Genomic DNA, 12,985 nt, shown 5'->3' with positions numbered 1-12,985 from the left:
CCAGCCTTACCCCGTACGAGCTACACCTGTAAAAAACCCCGCCTGCGCAAGCCGGCGGGGTTTTTTATTGCCCCTCTTATCAGGCGTTGACGGCCTGGGCCTTGCCGGCCGGCTCGACCTTGCTCGCCGGTCGATACAGCACGTAGTAATACGCGCCCAGGCAAATCAGCCAGCAGAACACCGCCGTCCACACGTTGTGCGAGAAAAAGTGTGCGCCCTGCATCATGCGGCTGACGGAAAATACCGTGCCCAGGCCAAACGCAAAGAGAAAGGCCGCGCGGGCCAGTTTCGGGCGCCGGTCGCGCAACACGAAAAACAGCGCAAACAAGGCAAACCCGGTGGCTGCATGACCGCCGGGCCAGCAACGTCCCGGTTTGTCAGTGGCTGGGCGTGGGCTGAGCAGTTCGCTGTAGGTTTCCTTGCCACCGAACTCCTTCAGGCTCCACGGGCACTGTACGGCGGTCACGGCCTTGACCGGCGTGACAAACGCCGTGGCCAGGCCCAGCGACAGCACCAGGCAGCCCAGTTCGCGCTTGAACGGCTTGAGCCGGGCGACGAAGAACGAACCGGCAAACCCGATCACCGCCAGCACCGAGAAAGCGATGACCACTTGCTTGGCCCGGTCATGCAGGATGTTTTCCAGGAAGTAGCTGTGGCGACCGATAAACCCTCCGCCATCGGGGTCGTAGAACAACTGGGCCAGGCTCATGTCCAGGGACGTCAGCTCAAGCAGCAGCAGAGCGGTCGCCACGACGGCGGGGATCCCCAGGCAGAGCCAGGCATTCAAGGGGCGGGAGGCGGGGCGCGAAAGGGTCAGTGACATCGGGCGATCCTGAGGGTGTGGATTGGTCCAGCGGCAAGCAGCGCAGCAGTCTGGGCCCGCTCGCGTAGGCCTGGTGTGAATAGCGGGTGAAAAATTCGTGAGTGGTTTTTGCCCGAGTTTGCCCCGGCAGACAACTCTGGCCCTGAACCCCGCTTGGCCTTAAGCTGCGCGAGCCAAGACGGCCGTTACTGTGTACGGAGCAAATGCCCATGCGAATTCTATTGGTTGAAGACAACCGCGATATCCTTGCCAACCTGGCGGATTACCTGGGGCTCAAAGGCTATACCGTGGATTGTGCGCAGGACGGCTTGTCGGGTCTGCACCTGGCGGCCACCGAGCATTACGACCTGATCGTGCTCGACATCATGCTGCCCGGCATCGACGGCTACACCCTGTGCAAGCGCCTGCGCGAAGATGCCCGACGTGATACTCCGGTGATCATGCTCACCGCCCGTGACCAATTGGATGACCGGCTGCAGGGCTTCAAGTCCGGCGCCGACGACTACCTGATCAAACCCTTTGCCCTGTCTGAACTGGCCGCACGCATCGAAGCGGTGATGCGCCGCACCCAGGGCGGGGGGCGGCGTGCCTTGCAGGTCGGCGACCTCAGTTATGACCTGGACACGCTCGAAGTTACCCGCGAAGGGCGCCTGCTGAAACTCAACCCGGTCGGCCTCAAGCTGCTGGCGGTGCTGATGCAGAAGAGCCCCCATGTGCTGCGCCGCGAAATTCTCGAAGAAGCCTTGTGGGGCGATGATTGCCCGGACAGCGACAGCCTGCGCAGTCATGTCCACCAGTTGCGCCAGGTGATCGACAAACCCTTTGCCAAGCCGTTGCTGCAGACCGTGCATGGTGTCGGTTATCGCTTGGCCGAGGGACGTGATGGAGTTTAGACAGAGCCTTGCCCAGCGGATCATCATCGCCTTTGCGCTGATGAGTGCGCTGGTGGCGGGGGCATTTGCCATGGGCATCGTGGCCACCGTGCACCTGGTCGAAGAAAAACTGATTTCCGCCGGCCTCGGAGGCGATCTGCAGCGTTTGCTGTTGATGGACAACATGTCCGAGTGGAGCCACCGGCCGGAGCCCGACCAGTTGTTCTATTTCAGTGGCGGCCCGGGTGACTTCGAATTACCCAAGGACTTGCGGCACTTGGATGCGGGTTTCCACGAAGTGTTTCGCGAGCAGCTGTCGTACCACGCGATGGTGGAAATCGTCGACGGCCGGCATTACGTGCTGCTGCAGGACCAGAGCGATTTCGAGGAACGCGAGCGCGTACTGTTTGCCGTGGTGCTGGTCGGCTTCGTGTTGAGCCTGGCGTTGGCGGTGTTCCTCGGCTGGGTCCTGGCGCGCAAGGTGATGGCGCCGGTGGTGCGCCTGGCCCGTCAGGTCCGGCACCGCGATCAACTGCTTGGCCTGGCCCCACCCCTGGCCCCGGACTATGCCGCCGACGAAGTCGGCGAGTTGGCAGTGGCCTTCGATGCGACCCTGGGCCGGCTGCGCCAGGCACTGAACCGCGAACGGCTGTTTACCAGCGACGTCAGTCATGAGTTGCGCACACCGTTGATGGTCCTCGCCAGTTCCTGCGAACTGCTGCTGGAAAACCCCGGTATCGACCAGCGCGGTCGCGCCCAGGTCGAGCGCATTGCACGCGCCTGCGAGGAGATGCGCGAGCTGGTCCAGACCTTCCTGATGCTCGCCCGCGCCCAGCATGAAGCGGCTGGCATGTCGCCGCAGATGACCTTGCAGCAAGTGGCCGAGGATCTGCTCGGCCTGTGGCGCGAGCCGATTGAGGCCAAGGGCCTGCAATTGATCCATGAGCCCGGTCAGCCGCTGCCGATGCGCTACAACGCGACCTTGTTGCATGCGGTCATGGGCAACCTGTTACGCAACGCCGTGCACTACACCGACAGCGGGTTCATCCGCCTGACCCTGCTGCCCAACGGGTTCCTGGTGGAGGACAGCGGGGTGGGCATTCCCGAGGAAAAGCGCGAGGCGATGTTCGAGCCCTTTGTCCGTGGCACGGAAAATCGTGGCGAAGGCCTGGGGCTGGGCCTGTCGCTGGTACAGCGAATTTGTGAAAACCAGGGCTGGAGCGTCAGCCTCACTACCCGGGAGCCTAGCGGTTGCCGGTTTCAGGTCGAACTGTGCCGGATGAGCGACTGAGGCCCTGCGGCGGCGGGGTCTGTAGGCTTTTTCTTACGTTGGCGTGGGTGCATACTGAAATTGAAGGTGTAAAATTCTGTAATACTTAAGGGCTTTTCCTAACGAAATTTTCACAACTGGATGACCTGAAACTCACACCCTGATCCCTAAGGTGGCTGTCATCAGTTCTGGAGACATGATGATGGACGACCCGATCAAACTCGAATTTTCCGAGAAGTACGACGACGAACACGCCCAGCGTTATCTGCGCAAGCACAAGGACGGTCTCGGCCGTCAACTGTCGCACAAGCGTGATTTGCAACTGGCGCGCACCGCACTCAAGCGTGTCGGTGAGCCGGGCCTGGTCCTTGACCTGCCCTGCGGTGCCGGTCGTTTCTGGCCGATGCTGGCGGAAAAATCCAACCGGGTGATCATTGGTGCCGACAACTCTGCCTCGATGGTCAAGATCGCCACCCAAGCCCAACCGGCCAATGTGGTGGAACGGGTACGACCTTTGCAGACTTCTGCATTCGACATCGCACTGCCCGACAACTCCGTAGACAGCATTTTCTGCATGCGTTTGCTTCACCATATCGGCGAGGCCGAGCATCGCCTGGCTATCTTGCGCGAATTCCAGCGGGTCACCCGTGACAGCGTCATCCTGTCGTTGTGGGTCGACGGCAATTTCAAGGCCTGGAAACGTAAGCGTGCTGAAAAAGAACGTGCGCAGGAGGGTTACCAGAACCGCTTTGTGTTACCGGCCGCTACGGTAGAAGCCGAATTTGAGCAAGCCGGTTTCCGTGTTCAGGAACATTTGGACTTCATTCCGCTCTACGCCATGTGGCGCGTTTATATTTTGCGAAAGAGGTAACAGCATGGCAGTTCAACAGGTTTCGGATGCGCAGGACGCGCCTGAAGATCGCTTTGATTACTTCTGGAGCCAGCGTGGCGAATGGGTAGAAGAACCCAACGTCCGGCGTGGCGGGGAAAGTGGCGTCCAACGTATCCATGCACCTAATGGCCAACTGCTGTATGCCAAGCGCCAGACCGGGCATATCTACCGTAGCTGGTTGCACCCTTTCGGGCGCCCAACTGTGCTGCGCGAGTTGGATGCGCTGACGGGGCTGCACAAACTCAACGTGCGGGTACCGCAGATCGTCTTCTGTGGTGCGCAGCGCGATCCGGTGCATCAGTGGCGAGCGCTGCTGGTGACTCAGTCACTGGACGGCTTTGTCGAGATCGAAGACTGGTACGCCAGCGGCGGTCGCGAGCGTCACGGCGAGGCTTTCCATGAGCAGGTCCTGCAGGACCTTGCGCAGAACCTGGCGCGCATGCACAAGGGGCGTTGGCAGCACAGTTGCTTGTACATCAAGCACATTTTTGTCCGGGTGACCGGTGAGGGGGCAACGGCCAAGGCCGAGATCGCCCTGCTGGATCTGGAGAAGTGCCGACAGCGTCTGTTGAGCACCCAGGCGGCGGCTCACGACATGAAGCAATTGCGTCGCCACTCGTCGTGGAACGCGGCAGATTGGGACAAACTCGTCTATTTTTATAAGACGGCGTTTGGCAGCGCTATCAAAGGTTTATAGCGATGAAACTAGAAATTGCTCGAGGTTTGTTTCTAATAGGAGCCTTGGCAGTTGCTTCATTGGCGGTGGCGGCTTGGGAGCAACCCCGCACGCAGGTCCTCAGTGCTGCGCATGGTGACGCGCATTGCCCATTGCCACGGGTGGCGAAAGCCACCGCGGCAGTCCATCCCGATAATGATCTGCTGTTGTTCATGTTCGGCATGGCCCAGGGAATGAGACCGCAAAGTTGAAAACGATGAAGCCCAAATAAAAGGCCTCGCAATTGCGAGGCCTTTTTTATGCGTGTCTGATTCCCGCTCACGTGGGTTCGGGGGCCTTGTCCGGTTTGGCCAGCAGGGTGTAGACGCAGGGCAGCACGAACAGGGTGAACAGGGTGCCGATGGACATCCCGGTGGCAATCACCATACCGATATCAAACCGGCTGACGGCCCCGGCACCTGTGGCAATGATCAACGGCAGCATGCCGAACACCATGGCCGCGGTGGTCATCAGTACCGGACGCAGGCGGATAGCGGCGGCTTCCTCGACCGCCTCGCGTGGTGACAGGCCCTTGTCCTTGCGCAACTGGTTGGCAAATTCGACGATCAGGATCCCGTGCTTGCTGATCAGCCCGATCAGGGTCACCAGCCCCACCTGGGTATAGATGTTCATGCTCGACCAGCCCAGGAACAGCGGGATCAACGCGCCGCAAATCGACAGCGGCACGGTCACCAGGATCACCAGCGGATCGCGGAAGCTCTCGAACTGCGCAGCCAGCACCAGGAAAATGATCGCCAGCGCCAGGGCAAAGGTCACCCACAACGCACTGCCTTCCTGCACGAACTGGCGGGAGGCGCCGGCGTAATCGAACGCATAGCCCGGCGGCGCTTCTTCCAGGGCGATCTGGTGCACGGTTTCAATCGCCTCGCCCATGCTGACCACCGGGAAGCCCGAGAGGATCGCCGAGTTCAGTTGCTGGAACTGGTTCAGTTGCCGCGGACGGGCCCGGTCCTTGACCGTGATCAGGGTCGACAGGGCAAGCAGTTCGCCCTGGGCATTCTTCACGTAATAGTTGTTCAGCCAGTCCGGGTTGTCGCGATAGGCCCGCTCCACTTGGGCGATCACCTTGTAGCTGCGACCTTCGATGGTGAACCGGTTGATTTCAGCCTCGGCCAGCAAGGTCGCCAAGGTCGTGCCCAGGTCGAGCATGGACACGCCCATCTGTGCGGCCTTGGCGCGGTCGATGTCGACCACCACTTCTGGCTTGTCGAAGGCCAGGTCGATATCGACGAAGGCGAACTTGCCGGACTCCAGCGCGCGTTTTTTCACCCGGTCGACCACCGCCAGCAGCGACTCGTAGTCATTGGCGGTGTTGATCACGAACTGGAAGGGCAAGCCTTCCCCGGTGCCGGGCAGCGAGGGCAGGTTAAAACCGAAGATCTGCAGCCCGGGGATGCGTGACAGCTTGCTCTGGACCTCCGGCAGGATCTCCATCTGGGTCCGGCTGCGTTCGTTCCATGGCTTGAGCAGGAAGCCGCCGATCCCCGATTGCACGCCGTTGAAGCCGTTGATCTGGAAGGAGGAGTAGTACTCGGGGAACTCTTTGAAAATGGTGATGAATTCGTCGGTATAGGAATTCAGGTACTCGAGGTTGGTCGGCTGCGGGGCATTGGCCATCATGAAAATGATGCCCTGGTCTTCGTCCGGCGCCAGTTCCGACTTGCTGAACTTGAGCAACACCGGAATCAGGCACAGCACGATCACCGCGAACACCAGCACCACCGGCCGGGTGTTGAGGGTGCCGTGCAACATGCTCTGGTAACGCCGCTTGAGCCTGTCGAACAACTGGTCGAGGCGGTGGGCCAGGCCGGACGGGTTCGGGTCGTGGCGCAGGAGCAGGGCGCACATCATGGGCGACAGGGTCAGGGCGACGATGCCGGAGATCACCACGGCGCCCGCCAGGGTCAGGGCGAACTCCTTGAACAGCGCCCCGGTCAGCCCCGTCAGGAAACCGATCGGCGCATACACGGCGGCCAGGGTGATGGTCATCGAGACCACCGGCATGGCGATTTCCCGCGCGCCTTCGAGCGCAGCGTCCAGCGGGGTCTTGCCTTCCTCGATATGGCGATGGATGTTCTCCACCACGACGATGGCGTCATCCACCACCAGGCCGATGGCCAGCACCATGGCCAGCAGGGTCAGCAGGTTGATCGAGTAGCCCATCAGTTGCATGAAGAACATCACGCCGATCATCGACAGCGGAATGGTCACCACCGGGATCACCACCGAACGCAAGGCACCGAGGAACAGGAACACCACGACAATCACGATCAGCACGGCTTCGAACAGGGTTTTCACCACCTCGTCGATCGAAGCCTGGATAAACAGCGTGGCGTCGTAGGCGATTTCCGCCTTGAGGTTGGGCGGTAGCTGGGACTCCAGCTCCGGCATCAGCTTGCGCACTTCCTTGATCACGTCCAGCGGGTTGGCCCCGGGTGTTGGCTTGATTCCGATGTACACCGAGGGCGTACCGCCGAACGAACTGATGGTGTCGTAGTTTTCCGCGCCCATTTCCACGCGGGCCACGTCGCTGAGCAGCACCCGGCTGTCGCCATCGACTTTCAGCGGGATCTGGCCGAAGGCTTCGGCGGTTTTCAGTTCGGTGTTGGCGTTGACGCTGGTGACCACGTACTCGCCCTTGACCTCACCGGCGGCCGACAGAAAGTTGTACTGGCGCACCGCGCTGGTCACGTCGCTGGCGCTCAGGCCAAAACCGGCAAGCTTGACCGGGTCCAGCCACAGGCGCATGGCAAAGACCTGGTTGCCGAGGATCTCGGCTTCAGCCATGCCGGGCAGGGTCGCGAGCTTGGGCTGGATCACACGCGATAGGTAGTCGGTGATCTGCGGGTTATTCAACTCCTTGCTGAAGAAGCTGATGTACATCAGCACCGAGGCGTCCGCCGCCTCCTTGCTCAGCACCGGGTCTTCGGCGTCTTGCGGCAGCTTGTTCTTGACCTCGTTGGCCTTGGCCAGCAACTCGGTGAACAACCGGTCGCTGTTGGAGCCGATGCGCGCGTAGATCGAGATCACCGAGAAGTTCTGGCGGCTGACCGAGGTCATGTAGTCGATGCCTTCGGCACTGGCCAGGCTCTGTTGCAGGGGCTGGGTGATGTAGCCCTGGATGGTCTCGGCGTTGGCCCCGGGGTACGCGGTGGTGACCGTGATCAGCGCGTTCTCCATCTGGGGATACTGGCGCAGCGGCAGCTTGCTCCAGGCCTGGAAGCCCAGCAGCACGATCAACAGGCTGACCACGGTAGCGAGCACCGGGCGACGGATGAACGGGTCGGTAAAAGCCATGGGGATTCCTTGATCAGTCAGCGCGTGGCTGGCTGTTCTGTTCGGCCGGCAGGTTTTTGTCCGGGCTGATGACGATGTGCATGCCGTTTTCGAGTTTGATCTGCCCGGCGCTGATGACCTGCTCGCCGTCCTTCACGCCTTTGTTGATCAGAACCAGGCCATCCCGGCGTTCGCCGGTTTCGATGAACCGTCGTTCGGCGACCAGCACTGGCTGGTCCTTGTCGTCTTTTTCGAGATTGCCCTCGGCGTCTTTTTTCTGCGCGACGACGTACAGCGAGTTGCCATACAGGGTGTAGGTCACTGCACTTTCCGGGACCACGATTTTTGCCTCCGGGTCCGGCATCAGCACCTGCAGGCTGGCGAACATGCCCGGCAGCAATTTGCCGTCGGGGTTGGCCAGGGTGGCGCGCACCAACACGTTACGGGTGCTGTTCTCGACCTTGGGGTTGATGGCGCTGATGGTGCCGGGGAAGGTCTGTCCGGTGTAGGCGGAGACGCCAACGTTGACCGGCTGGCCCTTGGCGATCTTCGGCAGCACCTGTTCCGGTACGTAGAAGTCCACATACAGGCTGCTGAGGTCTTGCAGGGTGGCGATCACCGTGCCGCTGGCGAGATAGTCGCCGACGTCGACCTGGCGAATGCCGATGGTGCCGCTGAACGGCGCGACAATGTGCTTTTTCGCCAGCGAGGCCTTGAGTTGATTGACCGTGGCCTTGTTCTTGGCCAGTTGCGCGCTGAGGCGGTCGAACTCACCCTTGGAAATAGCGCTGCTGCCCACCAGTTGGCTGCCGCGGCCGTAGTCCAGTTGCGCCAGGCCGAGGTCGGCCTTGGCGGTCTCCAGCAGGGCGCTTTCGACGGCGCTGTCGAGCTGGATGAGCGGCTGCCCGACCTTGACCTGTTGCCCGGACTGGAACTGCACGTCGGTAACGGTACCGGCGACCTCCAGGCTCAGGTCGACCCCCTGCAGCGCCTTGAGGGTGCCCACGGTGGGCAGGCGAACCTGCCACGGACGTTCGCTGGCGCTGGCCACGGCGACGCTCTCCGGCGGCTTTGGCGCAGCGAAGGTCTGGATCATCTGATAGATGGAGAAGGCCTTGTAGCCCCCCAGCATCAGCACGATCAACAGCACAACCCCCAACATGATCAGCATGCGGCGACGCAGCATATTCCACTTCCTTGGAAAAAAATCAGGCGAGACAGGCGGCACATTACTCCCTGTGTGCCTGTGATTCCATATGTGTCGGGTCAGCCCTGACCGCTGTAGGCATCAGACCAAATGCAAATGGTTGTCCCAGAGCCCTGCCGGCAATTCCAGGGGCTGGGCCATCAGCGGTGCCTTGCGGCAATCATAAAAACGGCAACGACCCTGGCCCGAGGTCACGACAAAACCATCGGCTACCGCGCCGACCCCGGCGCAATCGGGCAGCGGGGCATCAAGCTGCACTTCGCCGCTGTCCAGGTCCCAGATGAAAAAGCGGTTGCCCCGTGGCGCGGTCAACGCCACCAGGCGCAGTTCACTGTGGACCGCGACACTGGCGGTGTAGTGCCCCATGGCTTGCAACTGGTGCTCATCGACCGGGAAGGCGACGAAGGGCTGGCCGGGACGCTTGATGGCCAGCAGTTCGGACGACTCGTGGGCGGCGCCCATGAATTGCTGGCCAGTGACGATGGTGCCATCGCTGGCGATGCCCATATGCCGCACGCTGTTCATCTGCTGGGCCAGGGTTTCCTTGCTCAGCAGGGTGCCGTCGCGCTGCATCAGCACCAGGCTGGGTGCCATGGCGTCGAGGTTCATTTCGACCCGGCTTTCGGCCTCGGTGCGAATCCCGCCGTTGGCCACCACCAGCGTTTCACCGTCGGGCATCCAGGAGACCTGGTGCGGGCCGATGCCGTGGGTGGAAATCTCGCCGCTGTGCACCAGGCGCTCGCCCTCGAAACGGTACACCCCGAGCAGGCCGCGGCCCGGGTCGGTGGTGTCGTTTTCGGTGGCGTACAGCCATTCGCCATCCTTGTGGATTACCGCGTGGCCGTAGAAGTGCCGGTTCGCTTGCGAAACCACGGTTTGCAGCAACCTGCCGTCGCGCAGGTCCACCAGGTAGCTTTCGGTCCCTGGTCGCCGGGCGACGAACAGGGCGATCGGCAACTCGGGGTGATTGATGATGTCGTGGCAGCGCTGGCCGACTTCGGTGGCGAACACCCGGGTGCCGTCCAGCCGATAGCCGACGGCGTAGTGCTTGCCGTCACTGTCATCGCGGGCTGAAAGCAGCAAAGGGCCGTGGTCCTTTTGCTTGAACAGCTTCCAGCCGCCCAGCGTCACCGCGCCCAGCAACAAACTGCCGAAAGTCAGAGCCTGGCGTCGCAGCATGGAGCTAACCCTCATCAGTCACCGTCGTTGGCGTTGAAGCCCAGTTGGATGCCCAGCGCCTTGGCCAGTTCGCCTTCGTGCAGGCGATGGACGACGTTGAGGCTGTCGTAGAGATCGTTGAGTTGCTGGCGGCCGGCATCGTCACCGAGCATTTCGGTCAGCGAGCTCTGGTTGCTGTCGAACAGCTTCAGCGACGCGGCATAGGCGGCGTCGATCTTGTCTGCCAACGGCTTTTGCTCGGCGGGCAGCAGGCCACGCAGGCCTTTGTTGTCGACACCAACCCAGACGGTTTGTGCGGCGCTGAGGCTGGCTCGCAGGCTAGGCAGCGACGACTGGCTACGCCAGGCATCAGCCTGGAACGGTTGGGGAATGCCCTTGGTCTGGCGGCCCATTGGCGTGCCGAGTTTTTTCTTCAGGGTATCCAGCGCAGTCACTTGGGCGCGCAGCAGGTCGGCGATGGCTTCGTGGGAGTCCGCGTACCGCTGGTTGGGGAACTTGGTCATCTGCGCCAGCATGCCGTCGGTGCTGTTCCAGCTGGCGAGGATTTCTTCGGCCAGCAGTTTCTGCCGTTCGCCAATGGCGGTCAGCAGCGGGCAGTAGCGGGCTTTCTGCGCGGCGTCGGCAACGTTGCTCTTGGCGTCGAACAGAATGTACTCATAGGCCGACAAGCCCTGGACCACCACGCTGGATTTAGCCAGTGCCGCGGCATCGATCTGCGGCTGGGCGCTAAGCAATTGCTCGACCTGGCGTCCGACCAGGTTCTTCTTGTCCGGCCAGAACTGGATCTGCCAGGAGCGGTTGCCCTCGGCCAGCGGACCGACCAGCAACGGCTGCAGTTCGGCCCAGGCTTTTTGTGCGTGGAGGAAGTCGGCGCGGGCGGTGGCCAGGTCTGACTTGCCTTCGCAGTAGGACAGGGCGCTGACCGCCAGTTGGCGATCGGCGTCGACCCAACGGCTGTAGGTCGGCAGGATCACTTGCTTGGCGATGGCCGCCGAGGTAACCGCTTGTGGGTCCTGGGGCGCGCAGGCGCCGAGGGCGAGGGCGGCAAGGCTGGTGAACAACAACTTGGGACGAAACATGTCGGGCTCCCTATGTGTATGGGGCAAAGCAAATGGGATAGGCGTTCAAAGCGAATTCAAAAAGGCCAGCAGCGACGCGCGCTGCTCGGCACTGAAAGCTAAAACCTGTTGCTGCGCCGCTGAAGCTTCCCCACCGTGCCAGAGCACAGCTTCGAGCAGGTTGCGGGCGCGGCCGTCATGCAGGAACTGGGTGTGGCCGCTGACCGTCTGCGTCAGGCCAATGCCCCACAGTGGCGGGGTGCGCCAGTCGCGACCGGAGGCCTGGAACTCGGTACGGTTATCCGCCAGGCCTTCACCCATGTCATGCAGCAGCAGATCGCTGTAGGGGCGAATCACTTGATTGGCCAACTCGGGTTCGGCGGCAGTGGCGGCGGTGGTGAATTTGGGTGTGTGGCACGACTGGCAGCCGGCCTGGAAAAACAGGTTCTTGCCGGCCAGCACCTGGGCGTCGTTGACGTCGCGGCGGGCCGGTACGCCGAGGTTGCGGCTGTAGAACAGCACCAGGCGCAGGATGTTGTCGCTGACTTCCGGCTCGCCATCGGGGCCATTGCCGTTGGGCGCTTGCAAGCAGTCGGTCTGGGTTGCGGTGCAGTCATCGAAAGGCCTGAGGCTGGTGGTCAGGCCCATATCACCAGAAAACGCGTGAACATTTTGTTGATTGAGGTTCGGTTGTCCGGCTTTCCAGCCAAAACGCCCCAGCACGGTTTTTTGCTGCGCGTCGTCCCAGACCAGGTTCGGCCGGCCCTTGATGCCGTCACGGTTGTTGTCCTGCGGATCGGCATTGGCCAGGATCGCCGCATCGGGGATGGCTTCCAGCAGGCCGAGGCCGATCATCGGCGGGGCCACCCGCGCGGAAAACCGTGTGTCCGGATGCATCGGGCCATAGCCCAGTTGGCTGATCTGCAGACTGGGCTTGCGCAGTTCGACGGTGCTGCCGTCCTTGAATTGCACAACCACTGGGGTGTATTCGACCCGGACCTTGCCTTCCGGTGTGACACCGGGGACCGCCATGTCCTGGAACTGCCCACCGTAGACCGGCTCGGGGACTACTCCGACCTGCTCGATCAGCTTGGTGTAGGCCGGCGCATCGGGAATCGACAGGCGCACCAGCATCGAGACCGAGTTCTCGGCATCCGGCGCCGGAGGGTGGCCACGACCGTCCTTGATGTGGCAATTCTGGCAGCCGTTGGTATTGAACAGCGGGCCCAGGCCGTCACGGGCGGTGGTCGTCGAGGGGGCGGTGACCCACGGGCTGCGGAAAAAGCTGTTGCCGACACTGAAATCCAGCCGCCTTGTCGGCGAGAGATTGGCCGATGGCAGGGAAAACGCGTTCTGGTCGCTCTTGCGCACGGTTGCCGCGCCCCCGGAGCGGGCTTCACCGGGTTCTGCCTCGGTAAACCGCGGGGCGTCATCGCAGGCACTCAGGCCCAGGGCCAGTAGCAGTGCAGACAAGCGAAGAGGCAGCGAGGGCATCGGTTATCCAGAAAGGCGAGCAAAACAGGGCGCAAAGTCTAACAGGGCAGGGGAATTTGAATAAGAGGAATTATCGTTTGGTTGCTTGGGGGAGTGCCCGACCTCGTCGGACAACGCCGTACATATGCACCTCCCAAGGGATTTATCGAAGGGGCAGGATGCAGAACACTCCGTCACC

At 61.9% G+C, this 12,985-nt stretch carries 11 protein-coding genes; 5 read left to right on the top strand and 6 right to left on the bottom strand.

Going from position 1 to position 12,985, the window contains the following annotated elements:
• Positions 1-79: 79 nt before the first annotated feature.
• A complete protein-coding gene (locus CKW24_RS05360) occupies positions 80-823 on the bottom strand; it encodes a phosphatase PAP2 family protein (protein WP_095165885.1) in 744 nt (247 codons plus the stop codon).
• Between the two features lie 209 nt (positions 824-1,032).
• Here CKW24_RS05360 and colR point away from each other — a divergent pair, with 209 nt between their 5' ends.
• The 5 genes from colR (at position 1,033) to CKW24_RS05335 (ending at position 4,784) form a co-directional block, all read left to right on the top strand.
• Positions 1,033-1,716, top strand: a complete 684-nt coding sequence (colR, locus tag CKW24_RS05355; RefSeq protein WP_027619748.1) for a two-component system response regulator ColR — start codon at positions 1,033-1,035, stop codon at positions 1,714-1,716.
• Positions 1,706-2,986, top strand: a complete 1,281-nt coding sequence (locus CKW24_RS05350) for a HAMP domain-containing sensor histidine kinase (RefSeq protein ID WP_095165883.1) — start codon at positions 1,706-1,708, stop codon at positions 2,984-2,986. Before colR ends, CKW24_RS05350 begins: the two co-directional genes overlap by 11 nt.
• A 181-nt stretch (positions 2,987-3,167) precedes the next feature.
• Entirely contained in the window at positions 3,168-3,836 is a 669-nt protein-coding gene (locus tag CKW24_RS05345) for a class I SAM-dependent methyltransferase (protein WP_095166136.1), read from the top strand.
• 4 nt (positions 3,837-3,840) lie between these two features.
• Positions 3,841-4,554 carry a lipopolysaccharide kinase InaA family protein gene (locus CKW24_RS05340; RefSeq protein WP_095165881.1) on the top strand — a complete coding sequence of 238 codons (714 nt, stop codon included), beginning with the start codon at positions 3,841-3,843 and terminating at the stop codon, positions 4,552-4,554.
• A 2-nt stretch (positions 4,555-4,556) separates the two neighbouring features.
• Positions 4,557-4,784, top strand: a complete 228-nt coding sequence (locus CKW24_RS05335; RefSeq protein WP_095165880.1) for a hypothetical protein — start codon at positions 4,557-4,559, stop codon at positions 4,782-4,784.
• Positions 4,785-4,851: 67 nt separating this feature from the next.
• Here the strand turns inward: CKW24_RS05335 and CKW24_RS05330 are convergent, their stop codons facing one another.
• The 5 genes from CKW24_RS05330 to CKW24_RS05310 all read right to left on the bottom strand — a co-directional run bounded on the left by CKW24_RS05330 (position 4,852) and on the right by CKW24_RS05310 (position 12,807).
• Positions 4,852-7,890, bottom strand: a complete 3,039-nt coding sequence (locus CKW24_RS05330) for a multidrug efflux RND transporter permease subunit (protein WP_095165878.1) — start codon at positions 7,888-7,890, stop codon at positions 4,852-4,854.
• A gap of 13 nt (positions 7,891-7,903) precedes the next feature.
• Positions 7,904-9,055 carry an efflux RND transporter periplasmic adaptor subunit gene (locus CKW24_RS05325; protein WP_095165876.1) on the bottom strand — a complete coding sequence of 384 codons (1,152 nt, stop codon included), beginning with the start codon at positions 9,053-9,055 and terminating at the stop codon, positions 7,904-7,906.
• Between the two features lie 102 nt (positions 9,056-9,157).
• Positions 9,158-10,255: a DUF1513 domain-containing protein gene (locus CKW24_RS05320; protein WP_095165875.1), complete on the bottom strand. Its 1,098-nt coding sequence runs from the start codon at positions 10,253-10,255 to the stop codon at positions 9,158-9,160.
• A 14-nt stretch (positions 10,256-10,269) separates the two neighbouring features.
• A complete protein-coding gene (locus tag CKW24_RS05315) occupies positions 10,270-11,334 on the bottom strand; it encodes an imelysin family protein (protein ID WP_095165873.1) in 1,065 nt (354 codons plus the stop codon).
• A gap of 45 nt (positions 11,335-11,379) precedes the next feature.
• Positions 11,380-12,807 carry a di-heme oxidoredictase family protein gene (locus tag CKW24_RS05310; protein ID WP_095165871.1) on the bottom strand — a complete coding sequence of 476 codons (1,428 nt, stop codon included), beginning with the start codon at positions 12,805-12,807 and terminating at the stop codon, positions 11,380-11,382.
• Positions 12,808-12,985: the final 178 nt, after the last annotated feature.

It is taken from the genome of Pseudomonas sp. Irchel 3H3 (genome assembly GCF_900187635.1).
Classification (GTDB): domain Bacteria; phylum Pseudomonadota; class Gammaproteobacteria; order Pseudomonadales; family Pseudomonadaceae; genus Aquipseudomonas.
This window is presented reverse-complemented; position numbering and strand designations above follow the sequence as displayed.

What these genes read in the sequence shown, in the direction of transcription:
- CKW24_RS05320 (WP_095165875.1), bottom strand. Translation starts at nt 10,255, where the DNA reads ATGCTGCGACGCCAGGCTCTGACTTTCGGCAGTTTGTTGCTGGGCGCG.
- CKW24_RS05325 (WP_095165876.1), bottom strand. Translation starts at nt 9,055, where the DNA reads ATGCTGCGTCGCCGCATGCTGATCATGTTGGGGGTTGTGCTGTTGATC.
- CKW24_RS05330 (WP_095165878.1), bottom strand. Translation starts at nt 7,890, where the DNA reads ATGGCTTTTACCGACCCGTTCATCCGTCGCCCGGTGCTCGCTACCGTG.
- CKW24_RS05315 (WP_095165873.1), bottom strand. Translation starts at nt 11,334, where the DNA reads ATGTTTCGTCCCAAGTTGTTGTTCACCAGCCTTGCCGCCCTCGCCCTC.
- CKW24_RS05335 (WP_095165880.1), top strand. Translation starts at nt 4,557, where the DNA reads ATGAAACTAGAAATTGCTCGAGGTTTGTTTCTAATAGGAGCCTTGGCA.
- colR (WP_027619748.1), top strand. Translation starts at nt 1,033, where the DNA reads ATGCGAATTCTATTGGTTGAAGACAACCGCGATATCCTTGCCAACCTG.
- CKW24_RS05350 (WP_095165883.1), top strand. Translation starts at nt 1,706, where the DNA reads ATGGAGTTTAGACAGAGCCTTGCCCAGCGGATCATCATCGCCTTTGCG.
- CKW24_RS05345 (WP_095166136.1), top strand. Translation starts at nt 3,168, where the DNA reads ATGGACGACCCGATCAAACTCGAATTTTCCGAGAAGTACGACGACGAA.
- CKW24_RS05340 (WP_095165881.1), top strand. Translation starts at nt 3,841, where the DNA reads ATGGCAGTTCAACAGGTTTCGGATGCGCAGGACGCGCCTGAAGATCGC.
- CKW24_RS05310 (WP_095165871.1), bottom strand. Translation starts at nt 12,807, where the DNA reads ATGCCCTCGCTGCCTCTTCGCTTGTCTGCACTGCTACTGGCCCTGGGC.
- CKW24_RS05360 (WP_095165885.1), bottom strand. Translation starts at nt 823, where the DNA reads ATGTCACTGACCCTTTCGCGCCCCGCCTCCCGCCCCTTGAATGCCTGG.